The 22984-nt window shown below is 55.8% G+C and carries 24 protein-coding genes; 12 read left to right on the top strand and 12 right to left on the bottom strand.

Annotated elements, in window-relative coordinates; genetic code table 11:
* The first annotated feature begins 399 nt into the window (after positions 1–399).
* Positions 400–900, top strand: a complete 501-nt coding sequence (locus EKM95_RS04605) for a GNAT family N-acetyltransferase (RefSeq protein ID WP_125696673.1) — start codon at positions 400–402, stop codon at positions 898–900.
* Positions 901–1079: 179 nt separating this feature from the next.
* Here the strand turns inward: EKM95_RS04605 and asnA are convergent, their stop codons facing one another.
* The 4 genes from asnA to EKM95_RS04625 all read right to left on the bottom strand — a co-directional run bounded on the left by asnA (position 1080) and on the right by EKM95_RS04625 (position 4483).
* Complete coding sequence (asnA, locus tag EKM95_RS04610) at positions 1080–2087, bottom strand: aspartate--ammonia ligase (protein WP_125696674.1); 1008 nt, start codon at positions 2085–2087, stop codon at positions 1080–1082.
* Positions 2088–2432: 345 nt separating this feature from the next.
* On the bottom strand, positions 2433–2771 hold the full coding sequence (locus EKM95_RS04615; RefSeq protein WP_125696675.1) for an ArsR/SmtB family transcription factor: 339 nt from the start codon (positions 2769–2771) through the stop codon (positions 2433–2435).
* 13 nt (positions 2772–2784) lie between these two features.
* Entirely contained in the window at positions 2785–3348 is a 564-nt protein-coding gene (locus EKM95_RS04620) for a cadmium resistance transporter (RefSeq protein ID WP_125696676.1), read from the bottom strand.
* Between the two features lie 115 nt (positions 3349–3463).
* Positions 3464–4483 (bottom strand): NAD-dependent epimerase/dehydratase family protein, encoded by a 1020-nt coding sequence (locus EKM95_RS04625; RefSeq protein ID WP_125696677.1) that lies wholly within the window; start codon positions 4481–4483, stop codon positions 3464–3466.
* A gap of 81 nt (positions 4484–4564) precedes the next feature.
* On the opposite strand from EKM95_RS04625, the gene EKM95_RS04630 reads away from it, so the two are divergent.
* The 3 genes from EKM95_RS04630 (at position 4565) to EKM95_RS04640 (ending at position 6646) form a co-directional block, all read left to right on the top strand.
* Complete coding sequence (locus EKM95_RS04630; protein ID WP_125696678.1) at positions 4565–5008, top strand: MerR family transcriptional regulator; 444 nt, start codon at positions 4565–4567, stop codon at positions 5006–5008.
* 173 nt (positions 5009–5181) lie between these two features.
* A complete protein-coding gene (gene pnuC, locus EKM95_RS04635) occupies positions 5182–5916 on the top strand; it encodes a nicotinamide riboside transporter PnuC (protein ID WP_125696679.1) in 735 nt (244 codons plus the stop codon).
* A 16-nt stretch (positions 5917–5932) separates the two neighbouring features.
* The gene (locus EKM95_RS04640; RefSeq protein WP_125696680.1) at positions 5933–6646 is read left to right on the top strand and encodes a deoxynucleoside kinase; all 714 of its coding nucleotides are present in this window, start codon (positions 5933–5935) and stop codon (positions 6644–6646) included.
* Positions 6647–6866: 220 nt separating this feature from the next.
* On the opposite strand, the gene EKM95_RS04645 is transcribed toward EKM95_RS04640, so the two are convergent.
* Complete coding sequence (locus EKM95_RS04645) at positions 6867–8087, bottom strand: MFS transporter (RefSeq protein WP_125696681.1); 1221 nt, start codon at positions 8085–8087, stop codon at positions 6867–6869.
* Positions 8088–8240: 153 nt separating this feature from the next.
* Here EKM95_RS04645 and EKM95_RS04650 point away from each other — a divergent pair, with 153 nt between their 5' ends.
* Entirely contained in the window at positions 8241–9029 is a 789-nt protein-coding gene (locus tag EKM95_RS04650; RefSeq protein WP_125696682.1) for a tyrosine-protein phosphatase, read from the top strand.
* A gap of 90 nt (positions 9030–9119) precedes the next feature.
* Here the strand turns inward: EKM95_RS04650 and EKM95_RS04655 are convergent, their stop codons facing one another.
* The 4 genes from EKM95_RS04655 to EKM95_RS04670 are packed head-to-tail and all read right to left on the bottom strand — an operon-like array spanning position 9120 to position 11806.
* Positions 9120–9851, bottom strand: coding sequence for a hypothetical protein (locus EKM95_RS04655; RefSeq protein ID WP_125696683.1), 732 nt, complete (start codon positions 9849–9851; stop codon positions 9120–9122).
* Positions 9848–10579 (bottom strand): hypothetical protein, encoded by a 732-nt coding sequence (locus EKM95_RS04660; RefSeq protein ID WP_125696684.1) that lies wholly within the window; start codon positions 10577–10579, stop codon positions 9848–9850. The genes EKM95_RS04655 and EKM95_RS04660 overlap by 4 nt, the downstream gene beginning before the upstream one ends.
* Positions 10569–11441 carry an ATP-binding cassette domain-containing protein gene (locus EKM95_RS04665; protein ID WP_125696685.1) on the bottom strand — a complete coding sequence of 291 codons (873 nt, stop codon included), beginning with the start codon at positions 11439–11441 and terminating at the stop codon, positions 10569–10571. The genes EKM95_RS04660 and EKM95_RS04665 overlap by 11 nt, the downstream gene beginning before the upstream one ends.
* Positions 11438–11806: a GntR family transcriptional regulator gene (locus tag EKM95_RS04670; RefSeq protein WP_379897215.1), complete on the bottom strand. Its 369-nt coding sequence runs from the start codon at positions 11804–11806 to the stop codon at positions 11438–11440. Before EKM95_RS04670 ends, EKM95_RS04665 begins: the two co-directional genes overlap by 4 nt.
* A gap of 362 nt (positions 11807–12168) precedes the next feature.
* Here EKM95_RS04670 and EKM95_RS04675 point away from each other — a divergent pair, with 362 nt between their 5' ends.
* From EKM95_RS04675 to cysK, 4 genes are all read left to right on the top strand, one after another.
* Positions 12169–13890, top strand: coding sequence for an ABC transporter ATP-binding protein (locus tag EKM95_RS04675; RefSeq protein WP_125696687.1), 1722 nt, complete (start codon positions 12169–12171; stop codon positions 13888–13890).
* Positions 13890–15671, top strand: a complete 1782-nt coding sequence (locus EKM95_RS04680) for an ABC transporter ATP-binding protein (protein WP_125696688.1) — start codon at positions 13890–13892, stop codon at positions 15669–15671. Before EKM95_RS04675 ends, EKM95_RS04680 begins: the two co-directional genes overlap by 1 nt.
* Before the next feature lie 192 nt (positions 15672–15863).
* Positions 15864–16676 (top strand): homoserine O-acetyltransferase/O-succinyltransferase family protein, encoded by an 813-nt coding sequence (locus EKM95_RS04685; protein ID WP_125696689.1) that lies wholly within the window; start codon positions 15864–15866, stop codon positions 16674–16676.
* Positions 16677–16690: 14 nt separating this feature from the next.
* Positions 16691–17608: a cysteine synthase A gene (gene cysK / locus EKM95_RS04690; protein ID WP_125696690.1), complete on the top strand. Its 918-nt coding sequence runs from the start codon at positions 16691–16693 to the stop codon at positions 17606–17608.
* A 164-nt stretch (positions 17609–17772) separates the two neighbouring features.
* Here the strand turns inward: cysK and EKM95_RS04695 are convergent, their stop codons facing one another.
* Together EKM95_RS04695 and EKM95_RS04700 are read right to left on the bottom strand one after the other, a co-directional pair.
* Complete coding sequence (locus EKM95_RS04695; RefSeq protein ID WP_125696691.1) at positions 17773–17988, bottom strand: helix-turn-helix domain-containing protein; 216 nt, start codon at positions 17986–17988, stop codon at positions 17773–17775.
* Positions 17989–18000: 12 nt separating this feature from the next.
* On the bottom strand, positions 18001–18582 hold the full coding sequence (locus EKM95_RS04700; RefSeq protein ID WP_164510088.1) for a DUF2975 domain-containing protein: 582 nt from the start codon (positions 18580–18582) through the stop codon (positions 18001–18003).
* A gap of 169 nt (positions 18583–18751) precedes the next feature.
* Here EKM95_RS04700 and EKM95_RS04705 point away from each other — a divergent pair, with 169 nt between their 5' ends.
* Positions 18752–19372 carry an SDR family oxidoreductase gene (locus EKM95_RS04705; RefSeq protein ID WP_125696693.1) on the top strand — a complete coding sequence of 207 codons (621 nt, stop codon included), beginning with the start codon at positions 18752–18754 and terminating at the stop codon, positions 19370–19372.
* 334 nt (positions 19373–19706) lie between these two features.
* On the top strand, positions 19707–21209 hold the full coding sequence (gene abc-f, locus EKM95_RS04710) for a ribosomal protection-like ABC-F family protein (protein WP_125696694.1): 1503 nt from the start codon (positions 19707–19709) through the stop codon (positions 21207–21209).
* Positions 21210–21255: 46 nt separating this feature from the next.
* Here abc-f and EKM95_RS04715 read toward each other — a convergent pair whose 3' ends face one another.
* On the bottom strand, positions 21256–21873 hold the full coding sequence (locus EKM95_RS04715; protein ID WP_125696695.1) for an ECF transporter S component: 618 nt from the start codon (positions 21871–21873) through the stop codon (positions 21256–21258).
* Positions 21874–22347: 474 nt separating this feature from the next.
* Here EKM95_RS04715 and EKM95_RS04720 point away from each other — a divergent pair, with 474 nt between their 5' ends.
* Positions 22348–22953 carry a TetR/AcrR family transcriptional regulator gene (locus EKM95_RS04720; RefSeq protein ID WP_125696696.1) on the top strand — a complete coding sequence of 202 codons (606 nt, stop codon included), beginning with the start codon at positions 22348–22350 and terminating at the stop codon, positions 22951–22953.
* Positions 22954–22984: the final 31 nt, after the last annotated feature.

A 22984-nucleotide genomic window follows, 5' to 3' on the forward strand; every position in this document is an offset into this window, starting at 1 on the left:
CGATAAACCATGGATAAAACCTCCGAGTGAATTTCGTAAATGCACGGGAAATGTCTGAAAACCGGAATTTCGTATGCATTTATTATATGACAGTAATGACCTAAAATCACTAGTATCAAATGCTACACGTTTTTGAACAGCCACTATAATACACACTAACAAATAATACGTCATCGTTGTCTCTCAAATCTGTGTTCTTACCTGAAAGGAAGTGAGCGTTATGGGAATCATTTACGGTGATCAGTGGTATCAGCTTCGCGGTGGCAACGGGCGGGTCTAAACCATGACGTGCGGGTTAATGTAACCCAATCCAAATACAGCATCGCCCACTATGTTTTTCATTGAAACCCGACATGATAACTCCTACACTCAAGTTAATAATGCCTGAGGAGGTCACCCATGTCCATCACATTCACCCTTGCGACCCACGCCGATCTTGCGCGCGTCATTGAGATCTATAACGAGATCATCCCCAGTCGCCTCGCGACAGCCGACCTAACGCCAGTCACTGTGGCGTCCCGTGAGGCTTGGTTTGCCGCCTTTGACCCGGCAACGCGGCCGCTGTGGCTAATGAAGGATGGCGAGACCATCGCCGGCTGGGTGGGGCTTGAATCCTTTTATGGCCGGCCAGCCTATCAACGCACCTGCGAGATCAGCATCTATATCGATGCGGCGTATCGACATCAAGGCCTTGGCCAGCAGGCACTCGATTATGTTGCCGGTCAGCTACCAGCGCTGAATGTCGACACGTTGCTCGCTTATATTTTCAGCCACAACGCGCCGAGCCTGGGCTTATTCACGAAAAATGGGTTTGCGCGCTGGGCCCATCTGCCGGAGATCGCTGATCTGGATGGCCGCGCCGCCAGTTTGGATATCATGGGTCGCCATTATCGTAACTAAAAATATCGCCAGTCCTCGCAAAAGGCTGGCGATATTTTCTTTGTCAGGGCGCGGGGGTCCGCGTTTATGGTGGGGCGGCTAGGTCGGCTCATGCGCGTATGGCGCATGAGCCATCGAATGCATGAGACGCTTAAATGTCCCCATCATGCGGACCAAAGCCCAACAAGCTAGACTAGCACCTACAGCAGATGAATTCCGGCGGCCGCGCATTCGTCGCGCATCGCTTGCGGCCAAACACTGGCTTGGACTTCGCCGACATGGGCCTTGCCCAGCAGCAACATGCACAGCCGCGATTGACCGATACCGCCGCCAATGGTGTAGGGCAAGTCGCCGGCCAAAAGTGAGCGGTGATACGGCAATGTGAGGCGGTCTTCCGCGTCGGCTTCCTTCAGCTGCCGGCGCAGGGCGGCTTCATCCACGCGCACGCCCATGCTGGAGATCTCAAGGCTGCAGTTGAGTGGTTCATACCAAAACAGGATGTCACCATTCAATGTCCAGTCGTCGTAATCGGGGGCGCGGCCATCGTGGCGTTTGCCGGACTTCATCAAACCGCCGATCTGTTCGAGAAAGACGCATCCGAATTCCTGACAGATCGCATCTTCGCGCTGCTTCGGTGTTTTTTCCGGCCAACGGTCTTCCAGCTCCTGGGTGGTGACGAAGTGGATGTCGTGCGGCAAATGGTGCACAGCGGTCGGGTACTTGTACCAGACTTCATCTTCCATGTGCTTGATCACCTTGAAGATCGTGCGCACCGTATTTTCCAGCGTTTCGCGGGTTCGCTCGGCTTTGGCGATCACTTTTTCCCAGTCCCACTGGTCGACGTAGATCGAATGGAAGTTGTCGAGGTCTTCGTCCTTGCGAATGGCGTTCATGTTCGTGTACAGGCCTTCGTGCAGGCCAAAGCCGTAGCGACTCAGCGCCACACGTTTCCACTTGGCCAGCGAATGGACGATCTCGATGGTCTGGTCGGGCAGGTCGGCCATCTGAAAAGACACCGGCGTCTCGACGCCATTCAAGTTGTCGTTGAGGCCAGTTGCCCGTTCGACGAACATCGGCGCGGACAGGCGCGACAGATTCATTTCTTTGCCGAATTCGTCCTGGAACGTCTCACGGATGTAGCGAATCGCTTCCTGTGTTTCGCGCACCGACAAATGGGGGTCATAGGCAGTGGGTTTGATCAAATGCATGGTTTTTCTCCTTGATGAGACAAAAAAAGTCTTTCGCCCCAAATTATTACGGGACGAAAGACTTTTTTCGCGGTACCACCCATCTTGCCTGCATCTGCAGACCACCTCAACACACGTGTTCATGTGCTTGCAGCGTAACGGGCCGCATGCGGCTGCGCCTACTTTGACCGAGTCATTTGGGGCAGCGCCTGGCAAAAGGGTTATTCACCAAGGCTGCGTCTCGCGTTTCCACTGATCGCGAGTCACTTTGTCGCAGGGGACTTGGTTACTGGTCTTTCTTCTGGCTTTGTTTTTTTAACTTGCCGCTAGTCTAGCACGCCTGGCAAAAAATGAAAAGCGAAAGATTCAGTCATGCGTTTCTTGCAGACTGGCAGGATGCGGCGCCCCTGTGATCTCGTGTTCAACGTGGCCCAGCATCGCGTCCATGATCTCGATGATATGGGGGTCGGACAGGGTGTAGTAGACATGCAGCCCGACTTTGCGCCGCGCGACCAGCTGATAATCAAACAGCAGGGCCAGCTGGTGGGAGACGACCGGTTGATCCAGGTGCAAGGTGGTCACCAATGTGGAGACATCACACGCTGTTTTTTCCAAGGCATACAGCAGGCGGATGCGGCCGGGATTGCTCAGCACGTGAAAAATGCGCGCCGCTTCGCCGATCAGGGCTTCGTTCACTTCAGACATGGTTCGTCTCCTTTCACAAAAACAGCGCGAGTAGGTGCGTGACCAACCCGCTGTCCCAAAACACCCACAGGCCGACTGCGACATAGCAGATGCGCATCAGTCGCTCGCCGTGTGCAGTCATGACGCGCGTCACCGCGGGAATCCGGCCAATCGCGCGGACCAGCAAGGTGACCAGCAGCGTCAGCCCGCCGAGAAAAATCATTGCGATGAGAAAATGCGACCAGCTTTGCCCCGCCAACACGGGTAGGAAAATGGCGAGGTTGCAGCCGGCACAGACGGACAGATAGGTGGTCATCACGTTCCATAGCCCGCCAGCGGTTGCGGTAGGGGCGGCATCATCGTCTTTTCGAAAGGCCAGCCAAAGTGGCAGCACGCCGAGCACGCCAAGCGCCCATTCCGGTAGAAACGCGGCCAGTGCCTTGCCGATGCCAAAACTCAGCGTCAAGAGTAGCCACACGCCAAGCAAGTAGCCGAGTAGCACCTGCCTGAGGGAATAGCGCTTCAGCAAAAACAGCAAGATGAAAAAGAAATCCAAGTTGACCGATAGAAACGTCAACCCAAGCAACCCAAAGTTCATCGAAAGCCCCTCTTTCTCTGTCGGGGCTAGTATATGCGTTTCATGACATATAGACAAGAACGGGCTACGACGCAACTCTGTGGGATGCGTCGTGGCCCGCTTTCGACGATGCATGTTAAAGTTTGCCGGCCTTTTGCAGTGAGTCGACCGCGGCCAAAATGGCTTCCTGGTTGCTACGTGGCCGCCAACTCAGCACAGTTTTCGCATGCTGGTTGGCGATCTCGGGCTGGATGCGCAGGAACAGCGCACCTTGCTTGGCCTGTTGGTTGAAGTGGCCGGCCGCGCGAATCAGCCAGCCGGGCAGGGTCCGTTTCGAGAGACGCTTGGCCAGTGTCGGCCGGTTCTCGCGAATGACGGCCGCCATTTGTGGCATCGTGATCGCCGCGTCGGTTACAGCGATGAACCGCGCGCCGATCGCGGCGTCATTTTGCAGCGCTTTGACATGCAGGTCGGCGACGTCGCGGACGTCCACCAGGTGCATCGGCACATTTGGAATCAGCGGCGTGTCGAAGAGGTTGGCGACGATGCCGAAGCTGCCCGACACGTGATCATCGAGGCTCGGGCCGAGCATCGCGCCGGGATTGATGGTGGTTAGTTGCAGGCGGCCGCCACTTGTTTTGGCAAAATCCCACGCGGCTTGCTCGGCGATCAGCTTCGACCGTTCATAGGCGGATAGGCTAACCTGTTCCGGGTCGGTCCAATCCACCTCCGTGGTCGGGCGGCTGCGGTCGAATTGCGAAAAGGCGACGGCGCCGAGATTGGCCGTCATGATCATTCGGCGAATGTCTGCGCGATCCGCCGCCTTCAAAAGCCGCAGCGTGCCGTCCGTTGCGGCTGTGGTCATGGTGCTAGTCGCCGTTTCGCCATTCACGAAGACGGGCGCCGCCACACTCATCACTGCATCGATGCCGCGCATGGCGTCGTCCCAGCCGGCGTCCTGGGTCAGGTCGAGGGCGACGAAGCTCAGGCGGTCCAAATGGGGGATGTGGTTGGCGGCCAGCGTCGCCTGAACCGCTGCGGCCTTGCTGAGGTCGCGCAAGGTGCCGCGAACCGCATACTCATTTTTCAAAAGGGCCTCGATCACGTGCTTGGCCAAAAAGCCGGTCGCGCCGGTCACTAATATCGTCTCTGTCATTGAATTGTGCTCCTTGTCTGTTATGATGGTCAGCATAGACCTTAGAGTGTGCTCTAAGGCAACCCCAAGGAGGAAAAAAGTTTGCCTTATTCGATCAAAGCGGCCGCCGCGCGCTGTGGTCTCAGTGAATATACGCTTCGCTATTATGATAAGGCGGGGCTGTTGCCGTTTGTCGCGCGCGACGCCAGTGGGTACCGCGCCTTCACGGACGGGGACATGGCCTTGCTGCACACAATCATCTGTCTGAAAAACACTGGGATGCGCATCGACGATATCCGCACCTATATTCAGTATGTGATGGCGGGCACCAGTACAGTTGCCAAGCGCCGGGCCTTGCTACAAAAGCATCGGGAGGCGGTGGCCGCCAAGCAGCGCGCCATTGCCGAAAACCTCAAAGAGATCGACTACAAGCTCGCCATGTACGAAGATCCGCAGGCCGCGCAGCTGGTGGCCCGGGAGCTTGCGGCTGCCTCACAGGATAAACAAGCGGCAAATTTACCGGATGCGTTTGCCGGGATTCACTGAGTGTTGTAGCCAGATTCGTGCGCTGGGATTCGTTGGGCTTTACAACTAGATGTGGTGGTCGATATCTACATACCACAATATCAAGTGGATACAAGTCTTTATTTTCAATTTTGCTTGTTGCATACTAGCTTCTAGTCGCTGCCTCGGCAGCAAATTAGTTAGGAGCGGTTTGCATGCAATCTTCACAAAATTATTTTTCCTGGTTAGCCAATCAATTGAAGGGCTGGCCGCAACAGAACTACTATCTCTTTTGGTTTGCGTTTGGCTGTCAGCTGATGACGCTGGTGGCCGCGCCGCTCACGCCGGTTTCGGTGATCACGTTTATCGGCACCACGCTCGGCGTTTTATGTGTGCTGGCAATCAATGCCACCAAGGCCGTGAATGGCTGGCTGGGGCTGGTGTCGGCCGCGTGCTTTGTTTTCGTCGGTTTCACTGCCCGCAATTATCTGTCGATCTTTGAGCAGCTCGCGTACGTCATCACACTGGATCTGCCTGTTTTGATCTCGGTTCGCAGCTGGAACGATGACACGCACAATCATCTGCGCACCTTTGCGGCCAAGCAGTGGGTGCTTTCGATCAGCTTCACGTTGATCGTCTGGGCGCTGTCCGCCTTTTTGATCGGTACCTTGACCAGCGACCCTCGTCCGGTTTACGATGGGATGGCTTTTGCGATCTCGCTGACTGGCGGCATCGTTTGCTTCTTGCGCTACAACAACCAATATTTCTGGTGGCTCGCGTCCGGCATCGCCCAGCTGATTCTTTGGGGCATCACGTATGCACAAGGCGACGCAAGCCTTGGCATGGCGATCAATTCCAGTATTTATGTCATCAATGACATTCTGGCATTCACCGTCAGCCCGTGGTTCAATGCTGGCCGCAAGCGCATGGGGCTGAAATCTATTCACTGAGCGAAGAGGGAAAACAATGATCTATATTTTAGGCAGTATCGGCGCCGGCAAAACGTCGCTGACTAAAGTCCTGTCAGAAGACCTGCAGGCACCGGCGTATTATGAAGACGTTGAAGGCAACGGCATGATCGCCAACATGCTCCAAAAGTTTTATGCCGCGGGTCAGGATAGTCGCAAGACGACCGGTACGATTTTGCAGATCGCGTTTTTGACCTTCCGCTACCAGCAGCTGAAAAAGGCGTTGGTGCAGGAAAATGCGGTCATGGATTCCTCCCTGGAATCAGATTACGTGATGGCGTCGCAGCTTCACCAAAATGGCGAGATCGATGACATCGACTTCAATATTTACATCACGTTGTCGCAGGAAATGCAGTCCAACGTCAACGGCAGTCCCTGGAATGGCCTGCCTGACCTGGCCATTTATCTGAAGATCGACCCAGAGCACGAAATCGACGAGATCCAAAGCCGCGGCCGCGAAATGGAAGACGTTCGCGAAAAGCCAGAGCTGGTCGATTATTACCATCGCGTGAATAAGGCGTACCGCGACTGGGCGAAGGGGTACACGCGCTCCAGTATCATCACCATCGATCGTGACCGCTTCGACTTCATGAACAACACCGCTGACCGCAATGCGGTGTTGGACCAGATCGAAAAGAAGCTGGTTGACTTGGGCAAGCTGTCCCCGCAGCGGTTTGCGGGCTTGCAGGCAAGTCGTGCGAAGCTGAAGTAGGGTCTGACAAGAACATATTGGATTCAAAAACGACGTGCCGAGTTTTTGCTGGCACGTCGTTTTTTTGTTGGGCGGGAACGCTCGGCGCCACACCCTTCTCCAGTTGGGTTCCGGTGCGCATGGTGGGGACATCTAACTGTCTCGTGCGCTCGGTGGCTAAGTGCGCCACCAAGCACCCGAGCCAAGCTAGCTGCCCCACCATCCCGCGCACCTCCACACCCTATTTTCGTAGTTGTGGTGCGGCGAACCAGATGAAGATAAAGTTGAGCAGGAGGAGCATCGCAGTCGAGATGAATACAACGTTGTAGTCGAAGAGGCCGGCTAAGGTGCCGCCGAGCAGGGAGCCGAACATGTTGCCGAGGGCCTGGAAGCTCTGATTCCATGAAAAAATCGCACTGGTGGCGCTTGCCGGCGAGTTTTTCGTCAGCAGGGTCTGAATGGTTGGAAACAGCGCGCCATCGGAGATCCCGACGAACAAGCGCAGCACGCCAAGCGCAACGACGCTGGTGACAAAGCCCTGTGGGAGATAGACAAGGACGGCAAAGAGATAGCCGGCGACGCGAATTTTGCCTGAACCATGTTTATCGCCATACGCCCCGAGCCGCGGCGCCGTGAGAATGTTGGAGATTCCGGGTAAGGCCGCGATGATGCCGGCAATCAGGGCAACCGGCCCGGCATTATGCATCAACTCTTTGACATACAGACTGATGATCGGTGAGATCGACGTGTTCCCGAGCTGCACGATCATGGTCGAGATCAACAAGATGATAATCAACTTCGGATTGGCGAATTGGCCGAGCAGCCGCTGTAGCGCGTTGCCACCTGCGTCTTTTGGCCGCGGTGGGACAGGGACGAATTGCTCTTTGACCAGCGTGGCTGACAGGATGCCGGCGATGAAAAGTAAGGCGGCGGTGATGAAAAAGGTGTCGCGAATCGAGAAAAATTGTGCGAGGATGCCGCCTAAGATCGGCCCCATCAACATGCCTGACGTCGAGCCGGTGACCAGGGTGCCAAGGGCTTTGCCAGCGTGTTCGCGCGGTGTTTGCGACGCGATCAGCGCCTGGGCATTTGAGATGAACCCGGAAAAGACGCCTTGCAGGGCACGCAAGGCGATCAACTCCCAGATGTTGGTGACCAGGCCCATCAAAAACATGGCGGCGGCCATCCCCATCGACGCGCGGATCAGCATGATCTTGCGGCCTTTGCGATCGGCCAGCGCGCCCCACATCGGTGAGACGATCGCGGTGACGAAGAAAGTCGCCGCATAGACGATGCCCGAGTAAAAGCTGACTTCGGCCTTGGTGAAATCGCCGAGTTGCCCAACATATAGGGACATGAACGGGGTGATCTCTGAAAACGCGATGCCTGCCACGAAGGTGCACCCCCATAATATCGTTAAGTTGCGCCGCCACGGGCTGTTTTGTCGTTGTTCCTCGTCCATCCTCGTCATCCTTCCATGTTGTAAATAACCAATAATCTAGAATGCGCTCTAATTGTGAACTTTCTGTGAACTTTTCAGAAAGCGGCCACTGGCGGAGTTGCGGCGTCTAGGCTACAATGGAATCAGCATTCTATAGAAATGATGGTGATCTTTTTGACAGTCAACCTTTTGAATATTCATCATGGCTACAATTTCCGTGACCTCGGCGGCTATCACACGCAAGACGGCAAGACCCTGCGCGCGCATAAGTTGGTGCGGGCGGGCAAGTTGTCGGATCTGTCCGACCGCGACCTGAGTTATTTGGCGGAATATGGCGTGCGTGATGACGTCGATTTCCGTTCGCCAGATGAAAAAAAGATGGCGCCGGATCGTGTGCCAGAGGGAACCGTCTATCATTTTGACCCCGTTTTTCCACATGATGAGACCAAGGTCAGCAAGTCCTGGGCGGAAGAGCAACAGGCGTTTTCGCTGGATGCGCTGGGCGGTCACAACAATATGATTCGCACGTACGGTGATATGATCGTCAATCCAACGTCGCAAAAAGCCTACCGCGCATTTTTCGACGTGCTGTTGGCCAATGAAAATAGTGGCCAGTCGGTGCTGTTTCATTGCTCAGCCGGCAAGGATCGAACGGGGATGGCGGCGGTATTTTTGCTGTCGGCTTTGGGTGTGGATGAGGCGACCATTCGCGCGGATTATCTGACGACCAATGATTATGTGGGCGGCGCGCTACAGGCGGTGCTCGATAAGGCCAAAGCGGGCGGGGCGAACGCCAATATGTTGCAAGGGCTGACGGATCTGTGGGTGGCCAAGCCCGAGTATCTGGATACCGCGCTGGCAACGATCGACTCGCATTACGGCTCGATGGCGCAATACCTGCATCAGGCGTTGCAGCTGACCGGCGGCGAGTTGAAAGATTTGCGACAATTTTATCTGATCTAGTTTTGGTCGGTGCACAAAAACAGGTCCTGGACGATTCTCACAATGAGGGCGGTTCAGGACCTATTTTCGTTGGCAAATCGATGGGAGTGATCAGCGAACGCGCAAGCGCCGGTAAATGAGGCCCGCGCCAGCCGCGAACAGCGCGTCCAAAATCAGCAGTGCCAGGACGGCAAGCCATGGCGTGCTTGCTGTGCCGCCATTCGTCAAGCGGCGGACGAATAGGGCCAGCGCGTTGTCATTATTTGCCCAAAAGGCGGTGGTGCGGTTGATGAGCACCGCGATGGCAAGGACCAAGGCAACAACCACCCCGACGCTGGCGGCCAGATTGGCGCGGGTGCCAAGCGCGATCAGCTGGCCGAGCTGGAAAAAGACGCCCAGCAAGAGCATTTCGAAGATAATGGTGGCTAAAACGGCAGGCGCGTTCAAGGTCCCTTTGTAGCCGAGCTCGATCAGCATCATCGACTGCCACCAGCCATGTGCAAAACCCGAGCCAGCTTGTAAGCTCATCACGAGGTTCCATATAGATTGGCCGGCCACGAGCAGAATGGTCTGCGGCAACCAGGTCAGCAGGGTGGCGCGCCACATGTTGCGGCGACTGATGCCATTTTGAAAGCCAAAATCAGCCCAGCCATTCACATGGCGGCAGATGATCAGCAAATACACAACGTTAAGACTGATCAGAGTACCGCCGGAAACGGCACCACCCATCTTGGTCAGGAGGAGGTTGAGCCCGGCTGTGAGGACCAGGATGGCGCCCCAGTAGATCAGCGCGCCAGGCAGGAGCGTTTGGAGCTGCACACGGATCAGCGTTTTTAGCTTCATGCGAGGCCCTTCTTTCCATTAACTGGCGCCGTTTGCACGCGGCGCACAATGGCTGCCAACCAGGCAATCATCACGAGGCAGCTCAGCGCGGCCAGAATCAATTTGCCCAGATTCATCGCGGCAAAATTGCCGATCGCAGCGACCAATGGGGAAAACTGCGGCAACTGGCGAAGCAGGATGGCCAAAAGTACGAGCAGCGCCGCGCCGCCAGTCCAGACGAGGAAGATCAGGAGGGCCGTCCGCCGTTTATTTTGGCCCAGCGACAGCAGGCCGCAGATGTAGCCAAAGGTCCCAAGCGCCAGATCGAGAAGCCAGTTCATGAGCACCTGGCTCGTCAGTGGCATGCTTGCTGTGAGGCGAAAGACTGAGGCGCCTTGAGTGGCAACGGGGTTTGTTGCCGTTCCCGTGAGAAGCCAATTTTGAAGCGGCGCAATAAATAGTTGTGTCAGTGCCCCGCATGCCGCAATCACCAGCAAAGTGATGAGCGCGGCCTTGCGCAGCTGTGGCCTGATCATGCTATTTTGAAACGCGAAGTCGGGATTGGCCATGCCCAGCACAAAGGGATAGGCGAAGACCAGCCCCCAGACAAAATAGGTAAGCGTCTCGGTACTATTGAAATGCATGACGTGGGCGGTGAGCCAACTGAACACTAGGACGACCAGCAGGAGGGCCAGAGTGGTCGGCAACAGGGTATGTAAGTTGTATTTGACCAGCACCTTAACTCTCATGAGAACCTTCCTCCTCTCTGGTCAGTTCGATGAACAGTTGCTGGAGATTCATTGCCTCCATGGTGACGCCAGCCGGCAGCGGTTTTTCAAGTGGGGCGTCCAAGGTGTAGGCCGCCAGCATGCCGCCCAACGCGGTAGTGCGCAACACTTTCACATCTGCGAGCCAGTCGCGGACCGTGGCGGCGGGGCCGGTGATCATTTTCCCGCGCTGGCGCAATTCGTCGGCGTCCTGGTCAAGCGTCACGACCCCGCGCTCGATCACCACGACCTGGTTGACCAGTTGGCTGATTTCTTCTATTAAGTGGGTGGCAATGACGAAAGTACGCGGCCGGTCAGTGAAGGTGGCCATCAATTCCTGGTAAAAAAGGTGGCGGTTGGGGGCGTCGAGGCCGAGCACTGGTTCATCCAACAAGACGAAATCGCATGGTACGCAAAGCGCCACAATCAGTTTCACCAGCGTTTTGTACCCGGTCGAGAGGCGCGACAGCCGGCTGGTCGTGTCGACATGGAAAACAGAGACGAGATGCGCGGCCAGGGCATCGTCAAAGCCGCCATACAATTGCTTGGTAATCTTGAAGACCCAGCTGACTTTTTGCTCGGCTGGATAAAGCATCTCGGCGCTCATGAGAAAAATGCGATTCTGCGCCGCTTCATTATCAACGACGGAGGCGCCGTCCAGGGTGATCTGGCCGCGGTCAGCCAGCAGCCGGTTATTGATCAGGCGAAGCAGGGTGCTTTTCCCGACGCCGTTGCGGCCGAGCAATCCATAGATTTGGCCATCCGTGAAGGTCACATTGATGCCGTTCAACACATTTTTGCGGCCAAAATGCTTGGCCACGTTTGTCACTTTCAACTCAGTCATTTTGCATACCCCTTTTCGATCGCCGTTAATAATTCCGTTTTGCTGATGTGTAGCGCGCGGGCCTGGGTCACCAGCGCTGTCACTTGCTCGCTGTAAAAAAGATCTTTGCTTTGCCGCACCAGTTGCGCCTGGGCGCCAGGGGTGACGAACATCCCGAGGCCGCGCCGTTTTTCAATCAACCCATTATCGACCAAGATATTCATCCCCTTTAACACCGTTGCGGGATTCAGTTGATATTCCCGCGCAACCTGGGTCGTGGAGGGAATCTGTGTCTCTTCCGCAAACGCGCCGCTCAAGATTCCGTCCGCAAACGCATCGGCGATCTGTTGATAAAGCGGCGTGAGACTCTCTGCATCAAAGTGCACGCGTGCCACCATCCTTTCGTGTGAGTTGGTTATTCGGTTAGTTGTTTGGTTAGTTGCATGAGTAACTAACCGACAACGAAACTATACGGCCTTGGGGCGGGGGTGTCAACAAGAATATTTGAAAAGCGGGCCTGCCACCCCTCAGTGCTCGGCTTTGCATCCTTTGCAGTTGGGCTCCGGCTCGCATGGTGGAAACATCTAGGCGTCTTAGGCACTCGGTGGCAAGGAGCGCCACCAAGCACCTGAGCCGACCTAGCTGTTCCACCATCCCGCGAGCCTCCGCACCCTTTTCCAAAACACTTGCTCATATTAATTGTTTCATATAACATGGAAGGACTGAATCGATTTGAAGGAGGCACGTGATGAAGGTCTTGGTCCCGTATCTAAAGCGCTACCGCAAGGACGGTGTGTTTGCGACACTCAGCGTATTGGTGCTGGTGTTTGCGACACTTTGGCAGCCGCGCTTGCTGCAGGTGGTCATGGAAGCAATCTTGAAGAATGACAAGCATGCGGTGCTGGTCAACGGCATTTGGCTATTGGTCCTTGCCGCGGTGGGCATTGTGGCCGGTATTTTGAATACCGTTTATTCGGCGCGGGTCGCATTGGGTGTGGCCACAGATCTGCGCGCCGATCTTTATGCCAAGGTCCAGACGCTGGCGTATGCGGACATTGAAAAATTCTCTGCCTCCAACCTTGTCGTTCGGATGACCAATGACATCAACCAGGTCCAGCAGATCGTCATGGCCTTTTTCCAGCAGGTGACGCGCATTCCGCTGCTTTTTCTCGGCGCCTTTGCACTGGCGTTGACGACGATGCCGGAGCAGTGGTGGGTGATCATTGCGATGATGGTGATCATCATCGGGGTGTCCCTGGTCGCGTTTCGGCGAATGGGGAAGTATTTTGCCCAGACCCAGATGGACATCGAGAAGGTCAACACACTGGCTCGCGAAAACTTGATGGGTATTCGCGTGGTGAAATCGTTTGTCCAGGAGCCAACCGAGATCAAGAAGTTCTCGGCGGCCTCTGACCGGTTGACCGACGTGACCGCGCGCATCGGCTATCTGTTTGCCGTGTTGATGCCGGCCTTTTTCATGACGGCAAATCTCGCGATCGGCGTTTCGGTCTTCTTGGTCGGCCAAAGTATCACCGTCCATCCGACTTATTTGGCGGCAATCACCAGTTTTATCTCCTATCTCAATCAGATCTTGTTTGCCGTGATCAACGGGGGCTTCATGCTGACATTTGCGTCCCGCGCGCTGGTCTCTTTGGGGCGGTTGCGTGAGGTGTTTGACACCCAGCCGAGCATGGCTTATCCGACGACGGGCGAGGTGGCCGATCTGCCGGGTGACATCACTTTCGACCATGTCACCTTCACGTATCCAGGCGACGCCGCCCCAACGCTCAAGGATGTCAGTTTCTCCGTGAAGGCTGGGCAAATGGTCGGCATCGTTGGCGCAACGGGTTCGGGCAAGACGACGCTGGCCCAGCTGATTGCCCGGCTGTATGATCCGGATACGGGGACGGTCCGCATCGGTGGGGTGGATGTGCGCGACCTACCGGAAAAAACGATCCGCAATACCGTCGCCTATGTGCTTCAACGCTCGACCCTGTTTTCCGGCACCATTGCTGGGAATCTGAAACAGGTCCAGCCGAGTGCGACCTTACCGCGGATGCAGTGGGCGGCCGGCATTGCGCAGGCGGCGGAGTTCATCGATCTTCTGCCAGACGCTTATGACGCGCCAGTCGAAGAGCGCTCTGCGAATTTTTCCGGCGGGCAAAAGCAGCGCCTGTCGATCACGCGCGGGGTCATTGCTGATCCTGAGATTCTGATTCTGGACGATGCCACCTCGGCGCTGGATGCGCGCTCTGAAAAATTGGTGCAGGAAGCGCTGGACCGTGAGCTCACCTCGACCACGGTGGTGTGTATCGCCGAAAAAATCAGCTCGATTCTGCGCGCCGATGAGATCTTAGTGCTGGACGATGGCGCGCTGGTCGGCGTGGGGACACATCATGAGCTGGTCCGCAACAATCCTGTCTATCAAGAGATCTATGCCACCCAAAAGGCACGAGAGGAGGGCATCTGATGAAGGACTTGAAAAATGCCGGGCGCTATTATGCCCATTACTTCAAGAAATATCGGCTGGGCTTTCTCGTGGCCTCCTTGATGATCGCCTTTTCCACTTGGTGCATTGTCGTCGCCCCGACCTATCTTGGTGAGGCGGTCAAGGAATTGACCAGTTACTTGCAGCTGTGGGGAAATCCAGCGACGCGGGCCACGGCTAACTTTGACGCGTTTCACCGGACCTTGATCATTTATATTTTGCTGTACGTTGGGGACGCGAGCACGATCTTCATCGCCAGCCTGATCTTCGCCCGAATCTCCGCGTTTGCGACGGGCACGATGCGCATTGGCCTTTTCCGCAAGATGCAGCGGATGCGCGTGCAGTATTTTGACCGCCACTCAGATGGGGATATTTTGGCGCGGTATACGTCTGACCTGGACAATATTTTCAACGCGATGAATCAAGCGCTGCTGGAAGTCTTTTTGGCCGTGGCCCAATTCGTCGGCATCTTGATCATGATGTTTCGTGAAAATACGACCCTGGCCTGGGTCACGATGGCGTCGACGCCGATCGCGCTGATCGTGGCGGCCTTCGTGATGAAAAAAGCCGGCACCACCGTCGATCGCCAGCAGGATGATATCGGGCGGTTGAACGGGTACATCAACGAGCAGATCACGGGCCAAAAGGTGATTATCACAAACGGTCTGCAACAGGATTCCGTCCGCGGATTCCAGGGGTACAACGAAACGGTGCGTAAGTCCGCCTTGAGTGGGCAGATCTGGTCCGGTATCTTGAACCCGTTGATGCAGGGGATGTCGCTGCTCAATTTGGCGATCGTCATTTTCGTCGGCTCGTGGCTCGCGCTGAGCGGCACAATGTCGCAAGGCGCGGCGCTGGCGCTGGTCGTGGTGTTCGTCAATTACGCCTCGCAGTATTACCAGCCGATCATTTCGCTGACCAGTTTGTATGGCATGATTCAGTTAGCAATCACCGGGGCGCGGCGCATCGATGAGGTGCGAAGCCAACCGGATGAGACGCGACCGGTGAACGGAAAAGACCTCACTGGTATCGATCATGATTTAGTGCTCGACGATGTCCACTTCAGTTATTTGCCGGGCAAAGAGATTCTGCACGGGGTCTCCTTGCAGGTGGCAAAAGGTGAGATGGTGGCGCTGGTTGGGCCAACGGGGTCGGGAAAAACCACGGTGATGAACCTGCTGAATCGCTTCTATGATGTCGATTCGGGCGCGATCTTGTTTGATGGCACGGATGTCCGTGAGTTTGACCTGACGGCGCTGCGGGCGCATGTGGGGATCGTGTTGCAGGATCCGCAGCTTTTCACCGGCACGATCGCCGATAACATTCGCTATGGCGACCCGGAGGCTTCCATGGCGCGCGTGATCGACGCGGCCAAGCAGGCAAACATCCATGAGTTCATTGAAAGTCTGCCGGAAGGGTACGAGACCACGGTGTCGGATGAGCAAAGCGTCTTTTCCGCCGGGCAAAAACAGTTGATGTCGATCGCCCGCACGATCTTGACGGATCCACAGTTGCTCATTCTCGATGAGGCCACCTCAAATGTCGACACGGTGACCGAAGCTAAGATACAGGCCGCGATGGACAATGTGATCGCCGGCCGCACGAGTTTTGTCATCGCGCACCGCCTTAAGACGATCTTGAACGCTGACAAGATCATTGTGTTGAAGGACGGTACCATCATCGAAGAGGGCAGCCACGATGCGCTACTCAAGGAAAACGGCTTTTATGCCGAGCTGTATCACAACCAGATGGTGTTTGAATAGGAACTGACTCTGAAACCGACCGCGCTTGGGCCGGTTTTTTTGTGCAGGGGCGAGCTGGCGGGAGCGCCCGCAACACCTGGACCAATTTTGCTGAACGCAAAGATGAAAAGCTGGTGATAAAACGTGTGAACGCTTGCCAGTCAGCTTACTTTTTATTAGAATATAACTATTAACTGGAAAGGAGGATGGTCGATGCGTGCACTAAAGATCGGGATTTTGAACGTGATGCATGATAAGCTGGCGACGAACCAGCGGCTCCGCAATGCCCTGACGGCTAGCGGGTTGCCCGTTGAGTTACACTTTTATTACCCAACGCAACATTATCAAGACCGGCCCGTACCAGAGGCAGTGAGTGCGATCTTGCAGCCCCTGGATCTGGCGCTTGCCGCCGACATGGATGGCTTCATCATCACCGGTGCGCCCATTGAGACCATCGCCTTCGATGATGTGACTTACATCGAGGAGCTCCGGGCGTTGCTGGCGACGTTGGACCAGCACCATGTGACCCAGCTCTACTTGTGTTGGGGCGCCATGGCAGCCCTTGACTATTTTTATAAAATTCGCAAAGATATTTTGCCTCACAAATTATTCGGCGTGTATCCACAGAAGATTCGCATGCAAACACCGTTGTTGACAGGTCTGCGAGACGGCTTTACAGCCCCTCATGCCCGCTATGCGGAAATGAACCAAGCACAGATCGCGCGCGACCCGGATCTTACCGTTGCCGCCACCACGGTGAACGACGAGTTATTCCTAGTCGAAAACGCGGCGCGGCGTCAGACATTTTTGTTTGCGCATCTGGAATACGGCCGGTTAGGGTTGATGCAGGAATACGAACGCGAAGTCGCGGCGCATCCCGAGCGGACTTACCGCAAGCCGGAAAATTATTTTGCTGACCCTGCTGCGATGTGCGGCCCAGAGTTTTCATGGGCGGACACCCAGCGTCTGTTTTTCGCCAATTGGCTGACACGGGTCCAAGAACCAGTCGCCATGACGGAACACTGAAAGGAGTTTTTATCATGATCGCAAATTCAATCACTGAACTGATCGGCAACACCCCATTATTGAAATTGAACCGCGTCGTGCCGGAAGGGGCCGCGGATGTTTTGGTCAAGCTCGAGTTCTTCAACCCGGGTGGTTCGGTCAAGGACCGAATCGGCCTGGCGATGATTGAAGCCGCTGAGCAAAGCGGCCAGTTGCAGCCGGGTGGGACGATCATTGAGCCGACGTCTGGCAACACGGGCATCGGGCTGTCGCTGGTCGCCGCCGCCAAGGGGTATCATTTGATCATCACGATGCCAGAGACCATGAGTGTCGAGCGCCGCGCGATCATTCAGGGCTATGGCACCGAGTTGATCTTGACGCCTGGCGCCGAGGGGATGCCTGGCGCGATCAAGAAGGCGGAAACGCTGGCCAAGGAGAATGGTTATTTTCTGCCAATGCAGTTTGCCAATCCTGCGAACCCCGATGTGCATGCGCACACGACCGGGCAGGAGATTCTCAAGGCGTTGGGCGGCAAGGCGCCGGATGCCTTTGTCGCGGGGGTCGGCACTGGTGGGACTTTGACCGGGGTTGGGCGCGCGCTTCGCAAGGCGGACAAGGACGTTCAGATCTATGCGCTTGAGGCGGCTGAGTCCCCGATGCTCAAGGAAGGCCACGGCGGTAAGCATAAGATTCAAGGCATTTCCGCGGGCTTCATTCCGGAGGTCCTGGATACGAATCTGTATAACGGTATCGTTGAGGTCACCTCTGATCAGGCGATTCAGATGGCGCAACAGGTCAGCCGTGAAGAAGGCTTCCTGCCGGGTATTTCCGCTGGCGCAAACATCTTCGGCGCCATCGAGCTTGCCAAGAAACTCGGTGCGGGGCACACGGTCGTCACCGTTGCGCCGGATAATGGGGAACGCTACCTGTCCACAGATCTGTTTAAGTTCTGATCAGTGATTGCTGGGCCGGTGCCCGAACGTTAGGGTGCTGGCGAAGATCTGCAGAAAGTTGTGACTAAAAATTCGGGCGTTGTCACAATCAACATCAAAAATTTTAGACCCAAAAAGGGCTTGACCAAAGTTCGCGTGATGCGGTTCTGGTCAAGCCCTTTTGTTTACTTCCGTTCTTGGTCTGGGACGTAGCGCAGGATGTCCCCGGGCTGGCAGTCTAGGGCCTGGCAAAGCGCCGCCAGTGTATTGAAGCGGACGCCTTTTGCCTTTCCCGTCTTTAAGATCGACAGGTTGGCCGGGGTGATATCGATGGCGGCGGCCAGATCTGTGCCTAGCATGCCGCGTGCCAGCATGAGTTTATCGAGATCGACTTCGATCATTGGCCTACCTCCTTAGATCATTGCATCGGCGTCCTGTTGCAAGGCGACACCGTATTTCATCAAAATATAGATCACGAACGTCACCGCGAGTTGCACCAACGGCTCCAGATCAAGTGAAAGATCGTAGTGTTGCGTGACCCCCGCGGCCAGCAAACTGAAGACCCAGCCACCCACCAGGTCAAACCCTTCGATCCACACGAGCCGCCGCAGCTGGTGCACATTGTCGGCCACAAAAAAATGCCCGGCTTTGACGTTCTTGATCAGCTTGATGAAGGCTTGTAGGCCAATCAATATCAAGATCAACGCATAGACGGCCGCAATCACGACCAAGACTAACAACGCCGACGCCATGTCGCTATCTGCGCCATTCAGCCCATTTCCGGTTTCGATTCCGGCCACGCCGGCATTTTGCACGAGTTGGTCGATGTTTTTCCCATACAGGGTCATGTGTTCCCATAACACATGGCCTTGGGTGGCCGTCACGACGATCAAGATGCCAGCGATGACACTTGCGAGCTGACCGATGCGACACATGACATGCAAAAAACTCAAGGCGAACCGGGTGACACCATGAATCATTGCCTTTGCTTCCATTTTTCCTACCTCCGTGATTATCGTAAAACAATACGCGATTATTGTCAAACGATAATTCGCGAACCGGCCACTCCTGAAATTGGGCGTTGGTTCGCAGCTGAAAATGGTATTTGCGCGGGAAAGGCGGTATGATGGACTTACCAAAAGTAGGTAATGAGGAGGCAGACGCATGAAGATCTTTGTGGTTGGGGCAAGCGGCCAAGTGGGACGGTTGCTGGTGGAAACGCTGCTCGACAATGATTATCAAGTCACTGGCGGCTATCGCGATCCGGCGCACCAGGCCCCTGAGGCTGGAAGTCAGGCATTCGCTGCGGTCCATTTTGATTTAACGGCTCCAGTTGCTGAATTGGCTACCGCCTTGGCTGGCCATGATGCGGTGATCTTTGCGGCAGGCTCACAGGGCAAGGCACTGCTTTCCGTGGATCTCGACGGGGCAGTGAAAACGCAGCTGGCCGCCGAACAAGCTGGCGTGACACGGTTCATCCAACTCAGCACGCTGAATGCCGAGTCGCGCGCGAACTGGCCGGCCGGTCTTCATGACTACTACATCGCCAAATTTTACGCGGATGAGTGGCTGAAAACACGGACCCAGCTGGATTACGTGATCGTCCAGCCCGCCGCGTTGACCAATGACGAGGCGACCGGCATGATCACGATCGAGCCGTCCGGCAGTGCCACCATCACGCGCCAGGATGTCGCCTCGGTGCTGGCGCGAGCGGTCGAATCCGACTGCCATCGCGAGACGATCAAGCTTGCAAACGGCGCCGTGCCGATTGCTCAGGTCTTGTAGTCGGGTTCCAGCCCGCGCCCTTGTCGTCTAGGTCTTGTCGTTGGCGATAAAAGCTGATATAGTCAACTCAACATCAACGAAACGGAGTGGAAGCCATTGAAGTAAGCCCATTGCAGAAAAGTCACAGAGTCGCGCAAAGAATTGGCGCAATCTCGACTTTTTTCCAATGGCGACGTCAATGGCTTCCGCAACTGGTGCGGGCAGCCGCGCCTTTTTTTGTGGGGTGCGGTGGCCCGCGGGATGGTGGAACGACTAACTTGGCTCGGCGCGTTTGCCGCACACTGCCTTTGGGAAAAGATCGCGTGCACCTTCTTTGCAGGAAAGGATGATGCAGATGACGACGATCTCACTTTCGCATTTGACCTTTGGCTATGATGGCCAGGGGGACCTGCTGTTTGACGATGCGAATTTTGACCTGGATACCTCTTGGCGGTTGGGGCTGGTGGGCCGCAATGGGCGGGGGAAGACCACGCTTTTGAAATTGCTGCAAGGTCAGCTGCCTTATCAGGGACGGCTGACGGTGCCGGTCCCACTGAACTATTTTCCCCAGCCGATCGAGGATGAAAGTCAGCTGACGCTGTATGCGATGCAGGCAATCACTGAGGCTGAGCAGTGGCAACTGGAACGGGAGCTCAATTTGCTGGCGGTCGACCTCGATGTCTTGTGGCGGCCGTACGCCTCGCTGTCCGGTGGGGAGCAGACCAAGGTACGCCTGGCGCTTCTTTTTACCGACACGACGCACTTTGCCTTGATCGATGAGCCGACCAACCACCTGGATGCGGCGAGCCGGGCCAAGGTGGCGGCTTACCTGAAGTTGAAGCAGGGCTTCATCGTGATCAGCCACGACCGCCATTTTCTCGATGCGGTGTGCGATCACACGCTGGCCATCGACAAGCGCAAGATCTCGCTGACGCAGGGCAATTACAGTGTTTACGAGGCGGCCAAGAAGCAGCAGGACGCCGCCGAATTAGCTGAAAATGCGAAGCTGAAAAAGGACATCGGGCGCCTCCGCGAAACAGCGGCGAAAAAAGGGCGCTGGGCGGCGACTCGCGAAAAAGATAAATACGGCGATCCGCATAAACGCGGCAGTGGGGCGATCGGGGACACAGGCTTCATCGGGGCGCGGGCGGCGCGGGTGATGCAAAAACGCAAGAACCTGGAACAGCGCATGGATAAGGCAATCGATGAGAAGTCGCACCTGTTGCAAAATATCGAAGAAGTCGCGCCGTTGACGATCGCGACGCAGCCGGATCATCACGAGGTCTATCTGGCCGTGGCTGAGCTTACGCTGGCCTATGATGGGAAGCCCCTTTTTGCGCCCGTGAGTTTTGAGCTGCATCGGGGGGAGCGCTTGGCAATCATCGGGCCAAATGGGAGCGGCAAGTCCTCGCTCTTGGCGGCGCTTTTGGGGCAGTTTGACGGCGAGGTGCAGGGGACGGTCGTGATCAAGTCGTCGGTGACCATTAGCCAGGTCCGTCAGCTTTATCCGGATAACCGTGGGCTACTGAAGGATTTTGCCGCCAGCCGCCAACTCGATCTCGAAGCGTTTTTGAACAATTTGCGGAAACTTGGCCTTGAGCGCAACGCATTTGCCACGCCGATCGAACAGTTGTCGATGGGCCAGCAGAAAAAAGTGGAGTTGGCCAAGTCACTGGCAACCCCGGCCAATTTGCTGATCTGGGACGAACCGGTGAATTACTTGGATCTCCTCAACCAGGACCAATTGACGGCCAGCATTCTTGCGTATCAGCCCACGATGCTGTTTGTCGAGCATGACCAGGATTTCATCGCCAAAACAGCAACGCGGGTCGTGACGCTGAATTCGGATAATAGGTAGAAAATACCCGCAAGCAAAAAATTCTGCTTGCGGGTATTTTGTGTGCTCAGGCGATTTTTGTCGCGGTGCGCCAAGGCTTGATATGTGTGGCTGCGCTCAGGGCTGCGACGATCAGCGGCGTGATGATGACGGCGCCGATCACTTCAGGAATGCCATTGGTCACCACCAGGCCGCCCAAAACTTTCAAGAGGCCACTTGACGGGACCTTATAGGCAGAGGCGACTTGGTCGGTATACAGAATGCCCATGAAAAACAGCACGCCGATGGTATTGGTCAAAGTGGCGAAAAAGGCGGCAACGATGCTGGCCACGGACACGCGGTGCACCAGCTTGTAGACGCCCCAGAAAACCAGCGCCGCCACGAGCCCAACCAGCACCCGTGGGACGACGGAGACCAACGGATTGGTGAAGACCAATGTATCCAGTGGCGTCGTTGGGGCGGTGTAGGCTCGGACGATCGTCATGACGCCCCAGACGAGGCCGACGAAAATGCCGTCCCATGGCCCAAGCATGATCGCCGCAACGATCACGGTGATGTGGATGATGGTCAGTGACATGAATCCAAGCGGAATGAAGCCGAACATCGGCACCGTCGCCTGCAGGGCAATAATGGCAATAAACAAAGCGCGAATCACGATTTTAAACGTATGTTGACGATCGCTCATAGCTTGCTCCAACGAAAATAAATTTAATGACACGTGTGTCACCAGTTTTCATAAGGCCGATTATAGAATATAATGACGGTAATGTCACTAATTATTTTAGGGTGCGGAGGCCCGCGGGATGGTGGGGCAGGTAGTTTGGCCTGGGCGTTTGATGGCGCACTTAGCCATCGGGCGACCGGGTCAACTACATGTCCCCGCCATGCGGGCTGGAGCCCAACTGTATAGGGTGCGGAGGCCCGCGGGATGGTCGTGCAGCGAACTTGGCTCGGGTGCTTGGTGGCGCACCTTGCCACCAAGTGGACGAGCCAGTTAGATGTCTCGACCATGCGGGCTGAAGCCCAACTGTATAGGGTGCGGAAGCCCGCGGGATGACGGGGCAGGTAGTTTGGCCTAGGCGGTTGATGGCGCACTTAGCCATTCAGCTACATGGCCCCGTCATTCGGACCGACACACAACTTGAAAGGAGTCTCACACATGCCAGTTCGAACCAACGAACAGCGAAAAGCCGAAAAGCGCGCGCAAATTCTGAGCGCCGCCAAAAAAGTCTTTCAGGAAAAGGGCTTTTCTGATGTGACGATGAAGGATGTGATCGATGAGGCCGGCATCAGCCGCGGTGGTATTTATCTGTATTTTTCATCGATCGATGCACTGTTTACCGAAGTGCTCAGCGAGCGCAACAGTCACAGTCTGCAGGATATGCAAGATGCAATCGCAGCTGGCACGGCCTTTGAGCAGCTCTGGCAGATCTATCTGGCCGGACAAAAAGAGCGGCTGCTGCACCGGGTGGACAGCGGTCTACTTCAGGCGGTCTACGAATATTATTTCACGCATAAAACGGCGGCGGATCATGCTTTCCAGCGCGCCCAATTTGTGTTGATCAAAGAGACCATCATGGTGATGCTTCAGCAAGGCGTTGCGCAAGGGGTGCTGACCGAGCAGCCACTGGCCGTGATCGCGGAGCACATCATGATCGTGATCGAAGGTTTGTCGGTGATGGCCTTGACTGGCGGCATCGACGAGGCCCGCATCGACGCCCAATTTTCCCAGCTGAATCAACTGCTGCCCCGCACCGCGGGCTGAAAAGTGGTATCGTAAGACTATCCACATTTTC

Origin of the sequence: Lacticaseibacillus yichunensis, from assembly GCF_003946405.1 — a bacterium.
Taxonomy (GTDB): Bacteria; Bacillota; Bacilli; order Lactobacillales; family Lactobacillaceae; genus Lacticaseibacillus; species Lacticaseibacillus yichunensis.

Coding starts and splice junctions, on each gene's coding strand:
- EKM95_RS04605 (WP_125696673.1), top strand. CDS start 400: ATGTCCATCACATTCACCCTTGCGACCCACGCCGATCTTGCGCGCGTC.
- asnA (WP_125696674.1), bottom strand. CDS start 2,087: ATGCATTTGATCAAACCCACTGCCTATGACCCCCATTTGTCGGTGCGC.
- EKM95_RS04615 (WP_125696675.1), bottom strand. CDS start 2,771: ATGTCTGAAGTGAACGAAGCCCTGATCGGCGAAGCGGCGCGCATTTTT.
- EKM95_RS04620 (WP_125696676.1), bottom strand. CDS start 3,348: ATGAACTTTGGGTTGCTTGGGTTGACGTTTCTATCGGTCAACTTGGAT.
- EKM95_RS04625 (WP_125696677.1), bottom strand. CDS start 4,483: ATGACAGAGACGATATTAGTGACCGGCGCGACCGGCTTTTTGGCCAAG.
- pnuC (WP_125696679.1), top strand. CDS start 5,182: ATGCAATCTTCACAAAATTATTTTTCCTGGTTAGCCAATCAATTGAAG.
- EKM95_RS04640 (WP_125696680.1), top strand. CDS start 5,933: ATGATCTATATTTTAGGCAGTATCGGCGCCGGCAAAACGTCGCTGACT.
- EKM95_RS04645 (WP_125696681.1), bottom strand. CDS start 8,087: ATGGACGAGGAACAACGACAAAACAGCCCGTGGCGGCGCAACTTAACG.
- EKM95_RS04655 (WP_125696683.1), bottom strand. CDS start 9,851: ATGAAGCTAAAAACGCTGATCCGTGTGCAGCTCCAAACGCTCCTGCCT.
- EKM95_RS04660 (WP_125696684.1), bottom strand. CDS start 10,579: ATGAGAGTTAAGGTGCTGGTCAAATACAACTTACATACCCTGTTGCCG.
- EKM95_RS04665 (WP_125696685.1), bottom strand. CDS start 11,441: ATGACTGAGTTGAAAGTGACAAACGTGGCCAAGCATTTTGGCCGCAAA.
- EKM95_RS04675 (WP_125696687.1), top strand. CDS start 12,169: ATGAAGGTCTTGGTCCCGTATCTAAAGCGCTACCGCAAGGACGGTGTG.
- EKM95_RS04680 (WP_125696688.1), top strand. CDS start 13,890: ATGAAGGACTTGAAAAATGCCGGGCGCTATTATGCCCATTACTTCAAG.
- EKM95_RS04685 (WP_125696689.1), top strand. CDS start 15,864: ATGCGTGCACTAAAGATCGGGATTTTGAACGTGATGCATGATAAGCTG.
- cysK (WP_125696690.1), top strand. CDS start 16,691: ATGATCGCAAATTCAATCACTGAACTGATCGGCAACACCCCATTATTG.
- EKM95_RS04695 (WP_125696691.1), bottom strand. CDS start 17,988: ATGATCGAAGTCGATCTCGATAAACTCATGCTGGCACGCGGCATGCTA.
- EKM95_RS04700 (WP_164510088.1), bottom strand. CDS start 18,582: ATGGAAGCAAAGGCAATGATTCATGGTGTCACCCGGTTCGCCTTGAGT.
- EKM95_RS04705 (WP_125696693.1), top strand. CDS start 18,752: ATGAAGATCTTTGTGGTTGGGGCAAGCGGCCAAGTGGGACGGTTGCTG.
- abc-f (WP_125696694.1), top strand. CDS start 19,707: ATGACGACGATCTCACTTTCGCATTTGACCTTTGGCTATGATGGCCAG.
- EKM95_RS04715 (WP_125696695.1), bottom strand. CDS start 21,873: ATGAGCGATCGTCAACATACGTTTAAAATCGTGATTCGCGCTTTGTTT.
- EKM95_RS04720 (WP_125696696.1), top strand. CDS start 22,348: ATGCCAGTTCGAACCAACGAACAGCGAAAAGCCGAAAAGCGCGCGCAA.